Consider the following 18,794-nt stretch of genomic DNA (forward strand, 5'->3'; position numbering starts at 1 on the left):
ACGCAGTCATTCGATCACATCCCCCCGTAACAGATACTTGGTCATCGCCACTGTTCCGACAAACCCCATCAGGGCAATCAGCATGGCGGCTTCAAACAGAATGCCCAGCGACAGCCGGATATCAAACAGCACAATCAACGCAATGCTGTTGATCATCAGGGTGTCTAACGCCAGGATCCGGTCCACGATGTCGGGCCCGATGGCCAACCGGTAAAGGTTCAGCAGGATGGCAATCGCAAACACAGTGATCGCCAGGTTAACCGCCCATTCAATCATCGAAAATCTCCTGTAACGGCAGCTCGTAACGCTCGCGGATGTCCTTGATCAGCGCTGCTTCATCCTCCAGATGCAGACAGTGGATCAACAGGCAGCGGCCTTCGCGATTGTAGTGAGCGCTGACCGTGCCCGGGGTCAGCGAAATGGTGCTGGCCAGCATGGTTACGGCAAAATCGTCGGTCAGTGCAAGGGGGTAAGTGAAGAACCCAGGCTCCAGCTGCCGCGAATAGAATAGAATGCGCCGGGCGACAATCAGGTTGGATTTCAGGATATCTATCAACAACCGGCCAAGGTAGCGCAGCAACTTACCCGGATGCTTGACCTTTGAACGCTCCGGCCAGAACGGCTGGGTCACCCGGGATATCACCACCGCCAGCACCGCGCCCAGCAACAGGTGGGCAAAGCTGAACTCGTTCATCAACAGCCATAACAGCAGCAGAAAGCCTGCGAACAGGGGGTGTGGCACCCAGCGCTGTAACCAGTTCATGGGGCTCGCCCTCCCGTCATCGTGGCAGGCTCACCAAGCACCGCCTCAACATAGGCCGACGGATGATAGAGCTGGCCTGCGGTTGCAGTCATATACTCCATCACCGGCGCGGCAAACAGGGCCAGGGCGCCACTGATACCAATAAGCACGGATACCGTGGCCACGCGCGCCGGGTCCAGCTTGCGGCGCTGGCGGCCGGTGAACGGCTCCGGTTTCCAGAACCAGCCGGAGCCGGCTCGGCTGAGTGCGGCAATCATGAATAACCCGGCAATCAGGGTAATGCCCCAGAGCCAAAGGTAGTGCGGGTGCGTGATGGCGTTCTGCAGCAGCCAGGCTTTACTAACAAACCCAGAGAAGGGCGGCAGCCCCGCCATGCTGACCGCTGCCACCAGAAACAGCGTGCCCAGGGTCCAGCGATGGGTCAAGGGAGCGGTCACCGAAAGCAGATCGTAGCCGTCGGCCCGCTGCCGGCCGATGAGGTCGGCCAGCAGGAAAAAGACCGCCGCCAGGCAGGTGCTGTGCAGCAGGTAGAACAGGCTGGCGGCCAATACGGTGGTTTCGGCCATGGCAAAACTGGCCATCAGCAAGCCGCTGGACATAATCACCAGGTAGGCGGCCATGGTACGCAGGCTGGCCGCCCCAAGCACGCCAATGGCGCCGAGGCCCAGGGTGGCCAGCGCCAGGGGCCAGAGCCAGAGGAACACCCCGGCATTCAGGGGCTGTGCCGGGTCCAGCCCGAACACAATCAGAAGCACCCGCACCATGGCGTAAAAGCCCACCTTGGTCATGATGGCGAACAATGCCGCCACCGGTGCGCTGGAGGCCGAATAGGCCCTGGGCAGCCAGAACAGCAGTGGCAGGATCGCGGCCTTGATACCGAACACCACCATCAGCAGCAGTGCGGCACCTTTCAGCAGGATTTGGTCATCGGGGCTGGCGGCGGCAATCCGCACCGCCAGGTCGGCCATGTTAAGGGTGCCGGTCAGGCCGTAAAGAATGCCAAGGGCCAGCAGGAACAGGGCAGAGCCGAGCAGGTTGATGATTACATAGTGCAAGCCCGCCCGGCTTCTGGCCCGGCCGCCGCCGTGCAGCAACAGGGCGTAGGAAGCCAGCAGCAGGATCTCGAAAAATACGAACAGGTTGAACAGATCACCGGTCAGGAAGGCACCGTTAATGCCCATCAGTTGGAACTGGAACAGGGCATGGAAATGGGAACCCTCCCGGTCGCTGCCCCGGCTGGCATAGAGTACGCAGAACAGGGCCAGTAAGGCGGCCAATAGCAGCATCATGGCACTCAGCCGGTCCAGCACCAGCACAATGCCGAAGGGCGGCTGCCAGTTGCCCAGCCAGTAGGTGTGGTAATCGATTTGAGCCGCAATAACCGCCCACACGCCCAGCGCCACCAGCAAACTGGTGGACAGAATGCTCCACACCCGCTGGCGGCCGATACTGGCCCGGTGGTTTACCAGCAACCAGGCGGCGGCCAGCATGGGTATGACGACCGGCAGAATCATCAGGTGGGTCATTGCCGGTCCTCGTTCGGGTTTTCGCCGTCTACGTGATCATTGCGCAGTTCCACAGCGGCTTTCAGGGACAACACCACCACGAAGGCGGTCATCGCGAAACTGATCACAATGGCGGTCAGCACCAGTGCCTGGGGCAGCGGGTCTGCACTGGATTCGGTCAGGCCGACAATGGCCGGGGCGCCGGTGGTGAGCCGGCCCATACTGAACAGGAACAGGTTGACGGCATGGGATAACAAGGTCAGGCCCAGCACCACGGAAAAGGTGCGGGCACGCAGAACCAGGAATACCCCACAGGTGGTCAGGATCCCCAGGGCGGCTGCGATCATCAGTTCCATCAGCCCACCTCCTTGCCTGGGCCGGCAATGGTCATCAGTTTGCCCAGGTTCGCGAGAATCAGCAGGGTTGCACCCACCACGGTGGTGTAAACACCCAGATCAAATAGCAGGGCGCTGGCCAGTTCAAACTCGCCAATCAGCGGCCAGTGCAGGTGGACAAAGGTGGTGGTCAGGAACGGATAACCGAGCACCCAGCTGGCAACACCGGTCAGCAGGGCGATCAGCAGCCCCGCACCAATGAGCGAGCGGAAGTGCGTACGCATGCGCGCCTGGGCCCAGACCAGGCCACCGGCCATGTATTGCAGGGTGAGCGCAACGGCCGTGACCAATCCCGCAATGAAACCGCCCCCTGGCATGTTGTGGCCGCGCAGGAAAATATACGCCGATACCAGCAGGGCAATGGGCAAAGCCATGTGCGCCACCATCTGCAGGATGACCGGATGGGGCTCGGCTACCCAATGGGAGTGGCCGGATTCCGCCACCCGTTTTTTCAGGTTCAGGTTGCGGGTAAAGGCGAAAACCGCCACGGCGGCAATGCCCAGTACCGTGATCTCACCCAGGGTATCGAACCCCCGGAAATCCACCAGGATCACATTCACCACGTTGGTGCCGCCGCCTCCGGGCACACTGTTGGCCAGGAAAAAGTCGGAAATGGAGTTTACCGGGCGGGTCAGCACGGCAAAGGTGAACGCGGCCACACCGCCGCCGGCGGCCAGGGCCACAAAAAGATCACGGGCAATTCGGGGAAAGCGGGATTCCTTGGGTGAGCTCTGGGGTAAGAACGACAGGGCCAGCATCATGATCACCACCGCCATCACTTCAACCGACAGTTGCGTCAGGGCGAGGTCCGGCGCGGAGAACCAGGCAAAGGCGAGGGTGACAAACAGGCCGGTGACCGACAGCAGCAACAGGGCCGGCAGGCGGTGACGATGACACAGCACAACGCCCACGGCAGACAGGCAAAGGATGCTGATGCCAAACACCACCAGTGGGTCCAGGGCGGTCATTGGCACAGGCCCGCGCCACCGTTCCAGGCCGCTCAGGCTCCGGGCCACCAGGGCGACGGTGGTTAACAGGATGAGTGCCAGGTAGCGCTGGAGGGAGCCGTTTTCCAGACGATAAACCAGCGTTTGCGAGAAGCGAATAGTGAGCTGCATGGCGGTTTCAAAAATGTCCTTGGCGTCCACCTCCGGTAACCGGGCATGAATGGCGAACAACGGCTTGCGGGCACTGTAAACCGCCAGCCCGCCCAGCATAGCGACGAGACTCATCATGGCAGGGGTGTGGGCGTCGGACAGGGCACTGAAATCATAGGCTGGTAAATGAGACACGGTGGTCTGCAGCACCGCCAGATGCACCAGGTGGTCGTAGATCCACTGGGGAATCAGGCCAACCAGCAACGATAATGTCGCCAGAATGGCCAACGGCAACAATGCGGCGGCAGGCTTACGCTTTGGCGGCCACACCGGCAGATCCCGTGGCTGGCCATTAAAGAAAACGTTGTGGAAGATGCGCACCGAATAGGCCACCGAAAACAGACCCGCCACGGTGACCCAGGCCGGGATGACCACATCCGCCCAGTGGGGTGCGGTCACCAGCAGGCTTTCGGAAAACAGCATTTTCTTGCTCAGATAGCCGCTCATCAGCGGTAAACCAGCCATCGCGGCAGCGGGCACGATGGTGACAATCATCAGTGCCGGCATCCAGCGCCACAGGCCGTTGATCAATTGCATATCTCGGCTACCGGTGGCTTGATCCACATAGCCTGCCATCATAAACAGCGGGGCTTTGAACAGGGCATGGCAGACCAGATGGAACAGGGCCGCCGCCATAGCCATTTCACTGCCCATGCCAATCAGCAGAGTGATCAGGCCCAGATGGGAAATGGTGGAATAGGCCAGCAGGCCCTTGATGTCGTGCATGAACATCGCGACAAAGGCACCCACCATCAGGGTGACCATGCCGGTGACGGTGATCAGGGCAAACCAGAGCTCGGTATCGCCCAGGGCCGGGTGCAATCGCGCCATCAGGAACAGCCCGGCCTTGACCATGGTGGCTGAATGTAGATACGCGGAGACCGGCGTGGGGGCAGCCATGGCGTGGGGCAACCACAGGTGGAAAGGCGCCTGGGCGGATTTGGTGAACGCCCCCAGCAGCACCAGACTCAGCATCAGCGGGTACAGGCTATGCTGCTTGAGGGTCTCGCCCTGAGAGAGGATATCGGACAACTGGAAGCTGCCGGCCATGTTGCCCAGCAACAGAATACCGGCCAGCAGGGCCAGGCCGCCGCCACCGGTAATCACCAGTGACATTCGGGCACCCCGGCGGGCGCCCCGGCTGGACCAGTTAAAGCCGATCAGCAGGAACGACACCAGGCTGGTCAGCTCCCAGAACACCAACATGAACAGCAGGTTCTCAGACAGTACGATGCCCAGCATGGCGGTCATGAACAGCTGGATCAGGATAAAGAAACGCGGGGCAGTGGCTTTGCCATCGAAGTAGTAACGGGCGTAAAGAATGATCAGGCAGCCAATGGCGGTGATCAGGGTGGCAAACAGCCAGCTCAGGCCGTCCAGCCGGAACGACAGGTTGAGCCCCAGTTGTGGAATCCACTGCACGGTGGTGACCAGCGCGTTCTGGTCTGAAGCCTGCGGCCAATGGCTTGCCAGCAAAAGGACGCCGGTAAAGGGTGCAACGGCAGCCAGAAGTGCGTGAGCACGGACGCTGGTGCCGGCAGAGAGGCGGCTCAGTAACCAGGAAGCAAACGCTCCCAGCACCGGCAGCAAAATGATGAGTCCTGGTACCATAGCGAGGCCGGTAGCCCGGAAGGAATATTTGGGTTAATTGTTCATCCGCCCGCAGCGATCAGGCTCGGGCGTGATAGCTAAAACAGATTACCGAAGACTAGCACATTAATTCATTGTTAACCGTCAAGTGGCCGGGTACTTTTGTCGCAAACGGGTCATTCCTTGGCGGTACAGACTGTACGCCAACAGTCCGGCTGCCAGGTTGCCGATCAGGGCCCCGGTCATCAATCCGGTGAGCCCGGACACCTGAGCGCCCAGCCAAAGCAGGGGCAGGTAACAGGCGAACAGCCGCAGGGTTGAGATCAACAGTGCCCGCATGGGTAATCCCAGGGCATTGTTGATCGAAACCATCAGCATACAGACCCCCAGGCCGCTATAACTCAGAGGCACCCTGAGCAGATAGCTCAGCAGGATGACCTGAACATCCGCATCCCGGCTGAACAGGGTGGAGACCAGCCCGGATGCCGCCAGCCACAGCAGCCCCAGCACCAGTTGCCAGACCACTACAAAGCGAACGGCAATGCGCACCAGTTTGCGGATATTGTCCAGCTCGCCGGCCCCGAGCATGCGGCCGATCATCGGCGGCATGGACATGGTCAGTGCGAGTACCACCACGATGGAGAAAAACTCGAGCCGGGTACCCAGCCCCCAGGCGGCGACGGCGGCGGAGCCAAACCCGGCCACCAGCGAGGTGGCCAGCATGGCGGACAGGGGCGGCATCAGCTGGCTGACCATGGCCGGTGCCATGATACCACCGAGCTGCCGGGTTGCGTTCGCCAGTTGCAGTTGCAGCAGGTCAAAGCGCAGCCATTGGCGCCTGACCAATGCCGGGAAAACCACCAGGGCACCGATCCCGAAGGCGGTGATGGTGGCCCAGGCGGCCCCGGGCAGGCCCCAGCCGAAGACAAAGATATACAGTGGGTCCAGGGCAATGTTGAGCAGGCTGGTGGCGATCATCATGTAGCCGGGTAACTTGGTGTCGCCGTTGGCCCGGCAGACGGCGTAGCCGAAGTAGAGCAAGGCGCCAAGCCAGGCGGACATAAGCCAGGGCACCCAGTATTCCCGGATGGTTGGCCGGAGTTGGTCTTCGGCGCCGAGGAAGTTGAGTATCTCGGTTTGTAATAGCCAGACTGAGAGGCACAGGATCAGCGCCAGGCTAGCTCCGATGCTGACGACGAGGCCGCCAAGGCGTTGGGCGCGGAGGTTGTCGCCCTGGCCCAGGGTTCTGGAGATGATGGCGGTGGTGGCGATGCCGAGGCCCACGTACATGCCGCTGACCAGTTGTTGCATGGGCACGGTGAAGCCCAGGGCGGCGAGGGGGTCACGGCCAAGCTGGCCGACGAAGGCACTGTCGGTGAGCTGGAAGGTCATCAGGGAGAGCACGCCGAACAGCATGGGCCAGGTCATTTGGTAGAGCTGGCGGGCCAGGCTTGGGCTTTGGGGTTGGTTCTGCACTTGGGGGTCGGTGCCTTGGGTTTTGGATTCTGGGCGTGGATTCTAACAGCTCTGGCTTTTGGTGCGTGCTGAGTGTGCGGGCAGGTCTTTCTCAAACACGCTGTGAATACGTCCCTGTACGCTCTGCTCCGCCATCCATGGCTCCGCAAGGTTTGAGAAAGACCTGCCCGCACACTCAGCCCAAACTCTGAAGGGGTAGTCGAGAGTCTAGGCGTAAGTTATGCAGTGGGCCCCTGATGGAGAGGCTTACAGTACCTTCAGCGCCGCTTCATAATTCGGCTCGTTTTTGATTTCGTTGACCAGTTCGCTGTGCAGCACTTTGTTGTTCTCGTCGAGGACCACCACCGCACGGGCGCACAGACCGGCAAGGGGGCCGTCTTGAATGGCTACGCCGTAGTCTTGCTGGAAGCTGTAGTTGCGGAAGGTGGAGAGGGTTTCAACGTTGTTCAGGCCTTCGGCTCCGCAGAAGCGGGCGGCGGCGAAGGGGAGGTCGGCGGAGACGACGAGGACGACGGTGTTGTCCAGGCTGCCGGCTTTTTCGTTGAATTTTCGGGTGCTGGCGGCGCAGACGCCGGTGTCGATGCTGGGGATGATGTTGAGGATTTTGCGTTTGCCGGGCCAGCTGTCGAGTTTTACTTCTTCCAGGCCGCTGTTGGTGAGGGTGAACGGGGCGGCGTTTTCACCGGCTTGGGGGAATTCGCCGCTGACGTCGATGGGGTTGCCGTCCAGGGTGACGTTGCTCATGGTGTGCTCCTTGTCTTTTGGTTTTGGATCTCTGCAATCTACTCTGTGTAGCTTACTTTGGATGAGTTTTCATCCCCTTTCCGTAATCCGTGCATAGCTTTAACCTCGGTGCAGGTCCGGGTAGGGGGCTTGTTTCCAAAACACGCTGTGAATACATCCATGTACGCTCTGCTCCGCCCCTCAGCGCTAATTGCTCCTGCGTCGCGCTGAGGGTCCTGGGCTGGCCATCCATGGCCAGCCCATGAAGCGCTTCCGCGCTCCACCCATGGCTCCGCAAGGTTTTGGAAGGCAATCCCCTACCCGAACCCTCGACTTTCTTGCGGGTATTCAGGTCATTGAAGATTCCCGAATACTTTGTCCAAAAGGCTTTGTTAGTTTGATCCAGCACTCTGAGCTTCAAAACCTGGTGCAGGGTATCGCTGCACTAGAAACAGGTAACCAATCAAGCCGAGCCCGGCGCATATCGCAATAATCGTGGCCATGACCAGTGGGGTGCCGTCGTGGAGGATGCCGACGAGGGCGCCGGCGGCGGCCGCTGCGGCCATTTGGACGAAGCCGAGGAGGGCGGAGGCGGAGCCGGCCATGGTGGGGTGGTTGGCTAACGCGCCGGCCATGGTTTGTGGGAGAACCATGCCGGTGCCGGCCATGAACAGGGCTTGCGGTAGCACCACGGCCCAGGGGCTGTAGACGTTGTGGTAGGCGAGTAAGGCCATGGTGGCGCCGGCGGTGAGGGTGGTGGCCAGGCCGTAGAGCAGGATCTGGTCTGGCAGGTAACGTCTTGCCAGGCGGATGGAGGCCATGTTGCCGAGCAGGTATCCGCCGGCGGTGATGGCGGTGTACAGGCCGAAGTGTTCGGGGGCGACGCCCAGAACGTCGATCAGCACGAAGGCGGAGCCGGACAGGAAGGCGAATAGGCCACCATAAATAGCCGCGCTGGTGAGGGTGTAGCCGATGAAGGTCATGTCGGTGCTGATGCGGCGGTAGTTGCGCATGAGGTGGCAGAATCGGAACGGCTGGCGGTGTTCCGGGCGCAGGGGTTCGGGGATGCCAAAGGCGATGACGGCGACCATGACCAAGGCATACACGGCCATGACGATGAAGATCCAGTGCCAGTCCATGGTGGCCACAATCAAACCTCCGAAGGTGGGTGCCACTGCCGGTGCCAGAGCCATCATGCCCGCGAGCAGGGCGAGGATTTTCGCTGCGTCTCTGGGGATGTAGACGTCGCGGACAATGGCGCGCGCCAGAACTGGGCCAGCGGAACCGCCGAGTGCTTGCAGGAATCGGAATAGTTGCAGGGTTTCGATATTGCTGGCCAGGGCACAACCAATGCTTGCAAGTGCAAACAGCAGCATTCCGCCGATCATGACGGGTTTGCGTCCAAACCGGTCTGCCAAAGGTCCACAAACAAGCTGGGCAAGGGCAAAACCAATCAGATAAACACTCAGCGTGAACTGAACCTGATCAGTACCGGCATTAAAGTCGGCACCAATCTGAGGCAGCGCAGGCAGGTACATATCGATAGCCATTGGACCCAGAGCAACGGCTGAGGCTAATAGAATGGTTGTCCAAATACTGGTGAGTGCGAGCATTAAGATTCTGACGGCCAGGATGATGGTTGCGTGGCAGGTGTGGGGGTGTCCTTCCGGAACTGTGCGGAGCCATGGATGGCGGAGCCCAAGCGTCACATGGACGTGCCGAAGGAGCGTGTTTCGGAAGGACACCCCCACACCTGCCGACCTGCTGCTAACGTGAAGTCTAGGCCGACAAGGCGATAAAAATAACGGCTCAACCTTTCATGTCATACATGAATGAGATCGATTGATTAATCGTGAAGACCGTTCATGGTGGCGGCCACGGAGTTCACCTGGTTGCGAACCCAACGGTGGGCGGGGTCTGTCTGGTGGCGGCGGTGCCAGAGCATGAGCAGAGTGAAGGGGTTGTATTCAAAGGGTAAAGGTACGTAGGCAAAGTCGCGCATCAGCTGGGTGCTCATGCGTTCAGGGGCAGACGCGAGCAGGGTAGTGCCGCGCAGAAACTCCGGCAGGCCGGAGAAGTTGGAGACCGTCACCACGCTGCGCCGTTTCAGCCCCCGTGCCTCCATGGTGCTGTCCAGCCCGGGCTTCTCGCCAGTGGCGAATAGCACGGTGATGTGGTCGGCGTTCATGTAATCCTTCAGGTCTGACGGTGCTTGCCGTTTGTTTTGGTCGTAAAACACCACCATCCGGTCCGCCATCAAACCCCGTTGCATGATATCTGTGGTTTCCGGCGCAAACGGACTGATCACCAGATCACAAGCTTCTTTGCGCAGCAGATCGGCATTGGGAATACCGGAAGGAATGACCTGCAAGTGAATACCCGGCGCCTGCTCCCGGAGCGTCTTCACCAAACCTGGTAACAAAAGATCCCGCTGGTAGTCGTTGGCCGCGATGGTAAATGTAAATTCCGCCGTCGCCGGCTCAAACGGCGGCCCGGAGGGCAGGGTGCGCAGGTCGTCCAGGAGCTGGCGAATATGGGGCCCGGTGCGCAAGGCATAGTCGGTTGGCACAATGCCCCGCCCGGATTTCACAAACAGCGGGTCGCCGAAGGCCTGGCGCAAACGCTCCAGAGTATGGCTTACCGCCGATTGGGTAACGCCCAACCGAACTGCCGCGCGCGACACTCCGCCCTCGTCGAGTACAGCAACGAAGGTGGCGAGTGATCTCAGGTCCAGGTTCAACATATCAACGGGCTTCATGGTTGGCAGTTTAGGCGAGAGCAAAGGCCAAGTCACCAGAGAGTCGGGCCTGGTTGATCGGTTTTGCCACTAAAGTCCGGTTGGTCTAAGTTGAGTAATCGTTCAATATTGAGGCGCACTTCCCCGGGACAGGAGCAAACATGAAAACCACTTTGGCGTTTGATGTTTATGGAACCTTAGTAGATCCGATGGGCATGTCCCGGCTGCTTGAGCAGGATGCGTGCGAGCAGGCAGCGGCGGTTGCCGGGCTCTGGCGGGAGAAACAGCTGGAGTTTTCGTTCCGGAAGGGGCTAATGCGAGTTTACGAAGACTTCGGCGTATGCACCCGCCAGGCGCTGCGCTATGCCATGGCCGTGCACCAGTTGGAGCTGAGCAAGGCGCGGGAAGACCAACTCATGGCCGCCTACCTGTCCCTCCCCGCGTTTGACGATGCCTTGCCAGCCCTGCAGGCCCTGAAAGGCCAGTACCCGCTGTTTGCCTTCTCCAACGGAAGCTACCCCGCCCTGGAAAAGGTCCTCGGCCACAACAACCTGCTGGACCAGTTTGATAGCCTGGTCTCTGTAGATGACATCAAAAGCTTCAAACCAGACCCCGCCGTCTACACCTTCGCCCGCCGCGCCACCGGCGCCTGGGATAGCCCCCTGTGCCTGGTATCCAGCAACGCTTGGGATGTGATCGGTGCCAGAGCGGCCGGGTTGTCAGCGATTTGGGTAAAGCGGGATGAAAACAGGGTTTTCGAAGACTGGGACATAGAGCCGTCAGCAGTAATCCAAAGCCTTTCTCAACTTCCAGAGAGTCTCAAGGCTCTCAATACCTGAAAGCAGCTTTCAATAGGCATATCAAACAGTCAGCGAAGGCAGTGGTTGGAGAGGGGTTCCAAAACCATCAGGAAAACCACGTTTTCCGTTTTGGAACCTCTCTCCAACCCCTGCCGACAGACTCCGATAACGGGTCAGCCAGACCGAGCAGCCAGCCAATCCGCCAGCTCCAGCCAGGAAGCCTTGGGCGCCTTGCTGCCGGCCAGAATCCCCATATGCCCACCTGGCGCCACCCGAAAGGTTTTGTCAGTAGAGCTGACATGGTCCATCACCCGCTTCGCCGCCCCCGGCGTCGCCAAGGTGTCCTCCTGGCCGGCAATCGCCAGTAAGTTGGCATTCACATTCTCCAGCCGTGCGAAGTCCTCGCCGATCTGGATCTGCCCCTTCGCCAGCTGATTATCAATCCACACCCGCACCACCGTGTCCTGAATCACCCCGCCGGGGTAAGCCACCATCCGGTCCAGAAACGCCGACGTAGTGGCATGGTTGGTGACGAACTCACGGTCACCCAGGCGCACAATCAGCTCCCAGTAACCCATCACACTGCCAATCGGATTACTCAGCTTGAAACCGATGGTATTGGCCCAGCCCGGGGTGTGAAACCAGTGCGGCTTCATACTGTGCAACTGAAACCCCGTGCGTTTGCGTACGACACCGGCAACATCCGCAATGCGCTGGTACATCCAGCCGATGGCACCGGAGGCATGGCTGTCGATCGGCAGGCCCAGCACAATGGCATTGCGAATGTGCTGATCTTTGCTCAGGGCAGAGTAGAACAGCGTGAACATGCCGCCCATGCTCCAGCCGTGCAGCGACAGTTCCTGCTCGCCGCTGTGCTCCCGCACCCGGTTCAGATAGGCCGGCAGCAACTCCGCCACATAGGTATGCATGTTGTAGTGGGTGTGCTCCCGCTTGGGAATGCCCCAGTCAATCAGATACACCTCGAATCCCTTCGCCCTCAAAAAACGCACCAGACTGCGCTGGGGGAACAGATCGTAGATCAGCATGTTCACTGCCAGGGGCGGGATGATCACAATCGGTGTGCGATGGGTTGTGCGTTCCACCGGAATCACCAGATCGTCCAGCTCAATGAAATCCTCTTTCAGTGGCGGGTAGTAACGCAGGCTGACCAATCCGTCCGAATAGAGGGTTTCAAACGAGGTCTGGCCCGCCTGCACCAGGCTGGCGGCACGAAACACCCGGTCAAAGGCGTTGCCGGCATAGAGGGTGCCCTGGCGAGCCAGGTCAGAGGTCAGGTTGAGGGCAGTTTTCACGGGGTTAAGCATGTGTGTTTCCGTTGGTGCGTCAGTCACTGTTCCCGACAGGATAGGCGGGCGGTTGCTCGGGTACCATGGCAAAACCGTCACATCTGGCCGGCATATTGGTCACTTCAGGCCACTGCCCAATCCTGTATCTCATTGTTATGATATCGGCCTTCCCGTAACTACAATGAAAACAGGATCCTCATGCTCAGTTTCTTGCCTGCCCCGATCATTGGCGTGCTCAACTCCATTCTGTTGGGGCTCAACACCCTGTTCTGGTGCCTGCTGCTGTACATTCCGGCGGTGCTGAAACTGATCATCCCGCACAAGGGGTTCCGGGTGCTGTGCACCAAGGTCATTATCTGGATCTCAGAATCCTGGGTGGCTTGCAACACCGGCTGGATGAAACTGACCCACGGCACCCGCTGGCAGGTGACCGGTGCAGACAACCTGAAACGGGAAAGCTGGTATCTGGTGCTCAGTAATCACCAGAGCTGGGTGGATATCTTTGCCATGCAGCGGGTGTTTAACCGCCGGGCGCCATTCCTCAAGTTCTTCCTCAAGCAACAATTGATCTGGGTGCCGGTGATTGGTCTGGCCTGGTGGGGCCTGGATTTCCCATTCATGAAACGCTACACCCGGGAGTACCTGATCAAACACCCGGAAAAACGCGGTGAAGACCTGAAAGCCACCCGCAAGGCCTGTGAAAAATTCCGCTACACCCCGGTAAGCGTCATGAACTTTGTCGAAGGCACACGCTTTACCAAAGCCAAACACGACAAGCAGAAATCACCCTACCAGAACCTGTTGCTGCCGAAAGCCGGCGGCGTCGCCTTTGTGCTGGATGCCATGGGCGATTCCATCGACACCCTGGTAGACGTAACCATTGCCTACCCCAACGGCGCGCCTACCTTCTGGGATTTCATGTGTGGCCGGGTGCCGGAGGTCCAGCTGGATATCAGCACCCAGTTAATTCCGGAGCACTTGAAAGGTCGAGATTATTCCAGCGATGCCGAACATCGTCGGAATGTGAAGGAATGGCTGGGAGAGTTGTGGCAAAGCAAGGACCAGCGCCTGAGTCAGGCGCTGGCTGAGAGCACGTGAACGAAACGGGTCAGGACTCGTCTTCGTCTTCCACCTCATCCGGATGTTCGCGCTTGTAGCGCTCCCATTCTTCCCAATCGTGAGGCGTCCCGGCATGGGGGCGCTTCAGGTGTTTGGCGTGATCCATCGCATTTTCACGAAGACTGTGATCACGCTCTTCCTTGTCTTTGTCGAAGCCGTATTTCTTCAGAAATTCCTGGGGGCTGATGGTCATGGTGCACCTCCCTTATTCTATCCTCTTTAGATATACGTGGTGCCAACGTCCCCGGTTTTAAAGTTCTGCCAGGGTTTGCAGCGCCAGTTCCTGGCCCACATCCCTAAGGGAAACCTGTCGCTCCCGCTTCTCAAAACCCCGGTCTGTGGCAATCCACCGACGATCGGCGTCGGTAGCTGGGGGCACGCCATTAGAACTGACCATGGCCTGGATAGCGCCGTTAGTGACGTTGAGAACGCGAATCGTGAATTCATTGCCGGCAACCTGGCTGAGCTCCATCAGGTAGTCTGCGTGCTGGCTGAGCGCCCGCATTTCAAGTCGCGCCTGGTCAGGGGACAGACGTGAGAAATCGCCGTTCTCCAGGGCATTGTCGGTAATGCGCATGATGGCATCGCGGTCGACAATGGTGGCGCCGGCTCGGGTCAGCTGGGAGACCAATCCGGCCTGCAGATCAAACGCCGGTGCCATGGGGGCAGAACGCCGTGCGCCCCGGGTTTCCACCTGGGCTGCACCACGGGCTTTGCCGTCCAGGTTCACGTTGCCGTCCGGAATGCTGCCGTGCAGACTGCCTTGCTCTGAGACCACAACCCGGCGCTGGCTGGCCCAGTCGCTGACCTGATCGTTAAAGGCCCGGTTCCAGAAAACAGCGATCCTTGGATTGGAATTGCCCAGACCTGCCCGGAAGCGCTCAATAATCGCCTCGGCCGATTCGGTGCGTTGGGAGGCGTTGGCCTCGGCCCGCAGATCCTGCTCGGTCAGGGGTTTCTGATGCGGCGCCTTCATGGGCGCAGCCGGGTGATCGTTAGCCGCCAGCGCCACCATGGGCATCGCCCCAAGCAACAAGCCCGCAACCAGTGAGCGGTTCATCAGTTGATCTCCCGGACTTCAATGCGATATTTCAGTGGCTGGGTCGTAGTGGACAAGGTTTTGTAGGCACTGACGCTGTTGGCCGGAATGGTCGAGCGTTGCCAGGTTGGGCGGGCATCCACCGGTACGCCATAGTCGTCAAAAAACTGGGTGCGAACCTCGATCTGGTAGTCGAAATCGGTGTGGTTACGCAGCACCGCGAATACCTCGGTGGTCCCTGTTTCGGTAGGGCGTTGGCCGTGGTTTTCAACCGACAAACGGTAAACGCGCCCGGCGTCCCGAATGCCGTCGTCCCAGGTGCGGCTGAGGTTGTAATCGGTGAACACCACGGTGTTGTATTCCAGCGGTGCCGTGCGTTCCGCGATATCGGTCGAATCCGCAGGTAAGGTATTGCAGCCTGCAACGATCAAGCCGGCGGCGGCTACAGCAATCAAGTTTCGAAACATGGTCTCTCTCCTTTTGGCGGCCGGGTTATGGCCGTTGGGACGTCGCAAGGGCCAGTCCTCGCCCCCGTCCGTCGAATCTGAATTCGGTGGTATCGGTCATGCCTGGAATGGCGTCGCCATTGGCATCCAGGAAGCGCACGGTCACTCGCTGGCCGGGCTCGGCCGACACCGGGATGATGTGCAGGGTGTCGGGCAGCGACTGCCAGTAACGGATATCGGCCCGCACGTTGGCGGAAGCAGACATACCCTGTGCGGCTACGCTGACCAGGCTGATTGCAGCAAAGCCTGCGCCCAGTACGCCCCCGGCGGAGGCACTGGCGCCGGCCAACAGGCTGTTCTGGCTGATATCGCTCAGGTTGGTGCCGATATCGCGGGTGGTTTCCTTGTACTGCACCTGGCCTTCCACAATACGGTCAATGGCGCGGCCGCCCCGGGTGGATGCCTGGAAGTAAATGTCTTCCATCGGGTACACCGTTTCCCACTGATCGCCGTGCTGCCACTGTGCGCCTACATCACTGAAGTTTCGACCGCGGCGGTACACCAATTGATAGTGGCCGACGCCATCACCCAGCTTGCGGGGCGAGGTACCGGTTTCGACAATCAGCAGCGCATTGTGCTCGCCATTGGGGACAGGCGCATCCGGGCGGAAGGCCTGCAGTTCGGTGAAGTGCTGTTGCGCCAGCTGCTGGCTGTCCATCTGTAGGGCCGCCCAGCCCGCCAGGTAAATCAGCGCTGCAAAGTCAGAGCTGAACTGCTCTTCCTCGGCAAAGGCATCCTGCAGCAGGCCACCGATGAAACTGGCCCGGGCGTTGCCGTAATCGCCCTGTTCCAGAAAAATCAGCCCTAGGTAAAGATACACCATGGCCCGTTCGTAGGGTTCGCCCTTGAAGTCTTTTTCCGCCTCTTCGTACCAGATACTGCGGGCTTTACGGGCAGATTCATCGTCGGCGTACACGCTTTCGATGATCACCCGGGCCCGGTCCAGGCTGCGCCGGGCCTCGTTCACGTCACCTGCCCGGTACGCCTTCAGGCCGATCTCCATCAGGTTCAGGACCTCGTTACGGCGCCCTTCCTCATACAGATTCTGGTAATCCTGCCGGATGACCGTCGACTTGCTGGCCACGATCGCGGCCTGCTCGCTGGTTAGGCCGGCGCGGTCGAAGGTCTTCGGCCCGGTGGCGCAGCCGGCCAGTCCGACCGACAGCACCGCCGTGGCCAGAACGGCTGGTTTGAACTCAGCGATAAACCACATCGTCTCGGCCCGCCTTACGCATTTCATACAGGCCACTCCAGACAATGGTGCCCAGTTCCATATCCACCATCTCGAAACTGATCTGGCTATAGCGAGACTGGGTGCCGTCGCTGCGATCGGAGGCGTCCAGGGAGGTGATGCGGCCCGCCAGGCGATAATCCGCACCGGCTTGGGCTACGGTGGAGCGAATGGTGCCGCCATCCACCGCGCCGTCGCGTTTCAGGTCACGTTCCTGCTGAACCATGCCGGCGTATTCCCGGCCAACGAAGACCATCCGGCCATTGGAGGCCCGGTTCAGCTCAATGCGCAGCCGATCGGTAAGCATGTTGGTGTTGACCACCGAGGAGCTCTCGTTACGCATGTATGCGTTGTCGATGATGATCCGGGGCGGAATGTCGCGCCCGGCGAGCATGCGGTTGGCCAGCATGTCCCGCATCATCTGATCGGTAATGGCGACAATGTCCTGGCTTTCAATACCCACGCCACCCACTCGACCGGTGGTTGAGGCATCTTCGTAAACCGTGGCTTTACCGCGGGTGTTATCAATCTGGCTCGCGCAGCCAACCAGCAACAGAGAGGCAGCTGCCATGCCGGTGAACAGTGCCTTGGTGGTTCCCTTCATCATAAAACGTCTCCGGTTAATTAGTGGAAGCCAGTACGGAACTGAGCTCCGGGTAAATCTGTGTGGCGGCCCGCATTGCATCCGTAAAGTTTGCGGTGCTGCCATACTTCCGCTTGAGGTAGCGGGCCATATCGGTCAGTGAATCGAAACTGAGGTCAGAGGAGGCCTTGATAGCTTCCCAGCCGCCGGAGGCGGAGATGGCGCTCTCCCGCCCAACTTCCTTACCCACTTCGGCACCGACGGCTCCGCCAACCAATCCGCCCAGCCCGAAAGGAACAAAGTCCAGCGCCTTGTTGGCGGCGTAGGCCCCGGCTACGGCGCCAACAGCAGAGCCAGCGGTTGCGCCCATGTTTGCATTGTTAGCCAGATTGACCCATTCGGCCAGCACTCCGTCGCTGGTGTAGGGGCTCATAAAACGTCCGTTGTTGTCGTTGCGCACCAGGCGTTCCAGTAGTTGTTCTTCGGTTAGCATGCGGCCCTGGGCATCCTGCAATGGGCCGGTTTTTGCTGCTGCGACGAGTTCGGAGGAGCGTTCTGCGTTGCTCATGTAGGCCACGATGCTGTCTGGAACACCGTTTTCGATCAGTATTTGATGATGTTCTTCGGTCATATTGGCGTAATAGGGCCACTGGGCTCTTTGCTGTGACTGTGCTTCCAGCAGGTTCGAGACCAGTGCTGGGTTGGTGTGGCTGAACCATTCACGGTATCGGGCTTCGGTTTGACGGGCGGTACGATTCCATTCGGCCAGCTCCTCCGGGTAACTGCTGACCACTTTGCGTAACATCTCAGATTCGTCCTCACCGTTGTCCAAAGCGGCTTTAATCTGCCAGCCTTTCAGACCATCCGGGCCGATCAGCCAGGCCTGCCACTCCAAGGGAAGCAGATTGACGTACCCTGACAGGTCTGCGTATTGCTGGTGATATTCCATGGGGTTGTCTGCTGGAGCCAGGGCAGCAATTTGAGCGGTTGCGCGGGGGTGGAATAACGGAGCGGTACGAGACTGCACGAAGTTGGCCAGGGCCTCTGGATCGTTCTGGGGTACTCGCTCGTACAACGGCTGCTGACGAGCAATGGCATCGGCTATATTGCGTGCATGTATGACACCAATGGTGTTCTGCGTGTCTTCCAGGTCAAGGCCGCCCATGCCATACAGTGACCCCATAAACAGCATGGGGGTCGGAAAGTACAAACTCATATATTCCTTGACCGCATAGTTCGCCGAACTATTGGCCAGTGTCTCGCCTTCCCAGGCGACGGTCAGCGTATCGGTGTAGTCATAGGATCCAACGGCGGGGATCAATGTGAGCGTCAAAATGCTCGCAACGAAATTCAGCCCCGACATATCGTTGTATTGGGTTGCCTGGGATTGCACCACCTCCACGGTTGGAAGATCGTCCGATGCCGGTGTGAGCCAGGGGGTAAGAACCGGTGATTCGGTCTGGAAAGGCGCGAGCTGCTGGTAAGCGCGGGCGTCCCTATCAAGCGAGCTTTGGTCAATCTGATAGACCATGCAGCCAGGTAACGCGAACGTTGCCAGTACCAACGTTGCTGCAGTTAGCCGCCCCCGGTCTAGGAATTTCTTCATTGTTCAGGCCCTGACTGTAATGGCGCGCCTCCTTCGGTGACGCGCCTGATCTATCGACTGTCGCCGGATGTGACGCGGTCGACATTTCAGGTTACAAATACTTCATGATGCGAATATTGGAATAGAGCTTTTCAGGCCAACAGGGGGATAGCAGGTGAAACGGAGGGCTGTGGTAGATTATTGCTTTGAATTAATAACGAAAATCAAGAACGGGTGACTTTGTAAAATATCGTAAAATATTGAATTGAGCGCTGATT

General features: G+C 59.4%; 18 protein-coding genes. 2 read left to right on the forward strand and 16 right to left on the reverse strand.

All coding sequences use genetic code 11. The annotated features are described in order from the left end of the window. Positions 1–6: 6 nt before the first annotated feature. From ACTZWX_RS07235 to ACTZWX_RS07275, 9 genes are all read right to left on the reverse strand, one after another. Entirely contained in the window at positions 7–276 is a 270-nt protein-coding gene (locus ACTZWX_RS07235; RefSeq protein WP_058090815.1) for a K+/H+ antiporter subunit F, read from the reverse strand. Further along, positions 269–763 carry a Na+/H+ antiporter subunit E gene (locus tag ACTZWX_RS07240; RefSeq protein ID WP_444713337.1) on the reverse strand — a complete coding sequence of 165 codons (495 nt, stop codon included), beginning with the start codon at positions 761–763 and terminating at the stop codon, positions 269–271. Before ACTZWX_RS07240 ends, ACTZWX_RS07235 begins: the two co-directional genes overlap by 8 nt. Beyond that, entirely contained in the window at positions 760–2,289 is a 1,530-nt protein-coding gene (locus ACTZWX_RS07245; protein WP_444713338.1) for a monovalent cation/H+ antiporter subunit D, read from the reverse strand. Before ACTZWX_RS07245 ends, ACTZWX_RS07240 begins: the two co-directional genes overlap by 4 nt. Continuing rightward, complete coding sequence (locus tag ACTZWX_RS07250; RefSeq protein ID WP_444713339.1) at positions 2,286–2,624, reverse strand: Na+/H+ antiporter subunit C; 339 nt, start codon at positions 2,622–2,624, stop codon at positions 2,286–2,288. The genes ACTZWX_RS07245 and ACTZWX_RS07250 overlap by 4 nt, the downstream gene beginning before the upstream one ends. Continuing rightward, on the reverse strand, positions 2,624–5,431 hold the full coding sequence (locus tag ACTZWX_RS07255) for a monovalent cation/H+ antiporter subunit A (protein ID WP_444713340.1): 2,808 nt from the start codon (positions 5,429–5,431) through the stop codon (positions 2,624–2,626). The genes ACTZWX_RS07250 and ACTZWX_RS07255 overlap by 1 nt, the downstream gene beginning before the upstream one ends. Positions 5,432–5,554: 123 nt before the next feature. Then, positions 5,555–6,886, reverse strand: a complete 1,332-nt coding sequence (locus tag ACTZWX_RS07260) for an MATE family efflux transporter (protein ID WP_444713341.1) — start codon at positions 6,884–6,886, stop codon at positions 5,555–5,557. Between the two features lie 246 nt (positions 6,887–7,132). Continuing rightward, complete coding sequence (gene tpx / locus ACTZWX_RS07265) at positions 7,133–7,630, reverse strand: thiol peroxidase (RefSeq protein WP_444713342.1); 498 nt, start codon at positions 7,628–7,630, stop codon at positions 7,133–7,135. Positions 7,631–8,001: 371 nt separating this feature from the next. Beyond that, positions 8,002–9,222 carry a Bcr/CflA family multidrug efflux MFS transporter gene (locus tag ACTZWX_RS07270; RefSeq protein ID WP_444713343.1) on the reverse strand — a complete coding sequence of 407 codons (1,221 nt, stop codon included), beginning with the start codon at positions 9,220–9,222 and terminating at the stop codon, positions 8,002–8,004. 233 nt (positions 9,223–9,455) lie between these two features. Beyond that, complete coding sequence (locus tag ACTZWX_RS07275) at positions 9,456–10,367, reverse strand: LysR family transcriptional regulator (protein WP_444713344.1); 912 nt, start codon at positions 10,365–10,367, stop codon at positions 9,456–9,458. 140 nt (positions 10,368–10,507) lie between these two features. Here ACTZWX_RS07275 and ACTZWX_RS07280 point away from each other — a divergent pair, with 140 nt between their 5' ends. Beyond that, positions 10,508–11,185, forward strand: coding sequence for a haloacid dehalogenase type II (locus ACTZWX_RS07280; protein ID WP_444713345.1), 678 nt, complete (start codon positions 10,508–10,510; stop codon positions 11,183–11,185). Between the two features lie 134 nt (positions 11,186–11,319). On the opposite strand, the gene ACTZWX_RS07285 is transcribed toward ACTZWX_RS07280, so the two are convergent. Continuing rightward, positions 11,320–12,471 carry an alpha/beta fold hydrolase gene (locus ACTZWX_RS07285; protein WP_444713346.1) on the reverse strand — a complete coding sequence of 384 codons (1,152 nt, stop codon included), beginning with the start codon at positions 12,469–12,471 and terminating at the stop codon, positions 11,320–11,322. 180 nt (positions 12,472–12,651) lie between these two features. Between ACTZWX_RS07285 and ACTZWX_RS07290 the strand changes: the two genes are divergently transcribed. Further along, complete coding sequence (locus ACTZWX_RS07290) at positions 12,652–13,551, forward strand: acyltransferase (RefSeq protein WP_444713347.1); 900 nt, start codon at positions 12,652–12,654, stop codon at positions 13,549–13,551. 10 nt (positions 13,552–13,561) lie between these two features. Here ACTZWX_RS07290 and ACTZWX_RS07295 read toward each other — a convergent pair whose 3' ends face one another. Genes ACTZWX_RS07295 through ACTZWX_RS07320 form a run of 6 tightly spaced genes read right to left on the reverse strand, consistent with a single transcriptional unit; the run spans position 13,562 to position 18,537 of the window. Beyond that, positions 13,562–13,765, reverse strand: a complete 204-nt coding sequence (locus ACTZWX_RS07295) for a hypothetical protein (protein ID WP_444713348.1) — start codon at positions 13,763–13,765, stop codon at positions 13,562–13,564. 57 nt (positions 13,766–13,822) lie between these two features. Next, on the reverse strand, positions 13,823–14,632 hold the full coding sequence (locus tag ACTZWX_RS07300; RefSeq protein WP_444713349.1) for a hypothetical protein: 810 nt from the start codon (positions 14,630–14,632) through the stop codon (positions 13,823–13,825). Then, a complete protein-coding gene (locus ACTZWX_RS07305; RefSeq protein WP_058090802.1) occupies positions 14,632–15,078 on the reverse strand; it encodes a YcfL family protein in 447 nt (148 codons plus the stop codon). Before ACTZWX_RS07305 ends, ACTZWX_RS07300 begins: the two co-directional genes overlap by 1 nt. A 25-nt stretch (positions 15,079–15,103) precedes the next feature. Beyond that, the gene (locus ACTZWX_RS07310) at positions 15,104–16,357 is read right to left on the reverse strand and encodes a tetratricopeptide repeat protein (protein ID WP_444713350.1); all 1,254 of its coding nucleotides are present in this window, start codon (positions 16,355–16,357) and stop codon (positions 15,104–15,106) included. Continuing rightward, complete coding sequence (locus ACTZWX_RS07315; RefSeq protein WP_444713351.1) at positions 16,314–16,955, reverse strand: CsgG/HfaB family protein; 642 nt, start codon at positions 16,953–16,955, stop codon at positions 16,314–16,316. Before ACTZWX_RS07315 ends, ACTZWX_RS07310 begins: the two co-directional genes overlap by 44 nt. A gap of 13 nt (positions 16,956–16,968) precedes the next feature. Further along, positions 16,969–18,537 carry a carboxyl-terminal protease-like protein gene (locus ACTZWX_RS07320; RefSeq protein WP_444713352.1) on the reverse strand — a complete coding sequence of 523 codons (1,569 nt, stop codon included), beginning with the start codon at positions 18,535–18,537 and terminating at the stop codon, positions 16,969–16,971. Between the last annotated feature and the right edge of the window lie 257 nt (positions 18,538–18,794).

This window comes from Marinobacter sp. NSM, assembly GCF_052380025.1.
In the GTDB taxonomy this organism is placed as follows: domain Bacteria; phylum Pseudomonadota; class Gammaproteobacteria; order Pseudomonadales; family Oleiphilaceae; genus Marinobacter.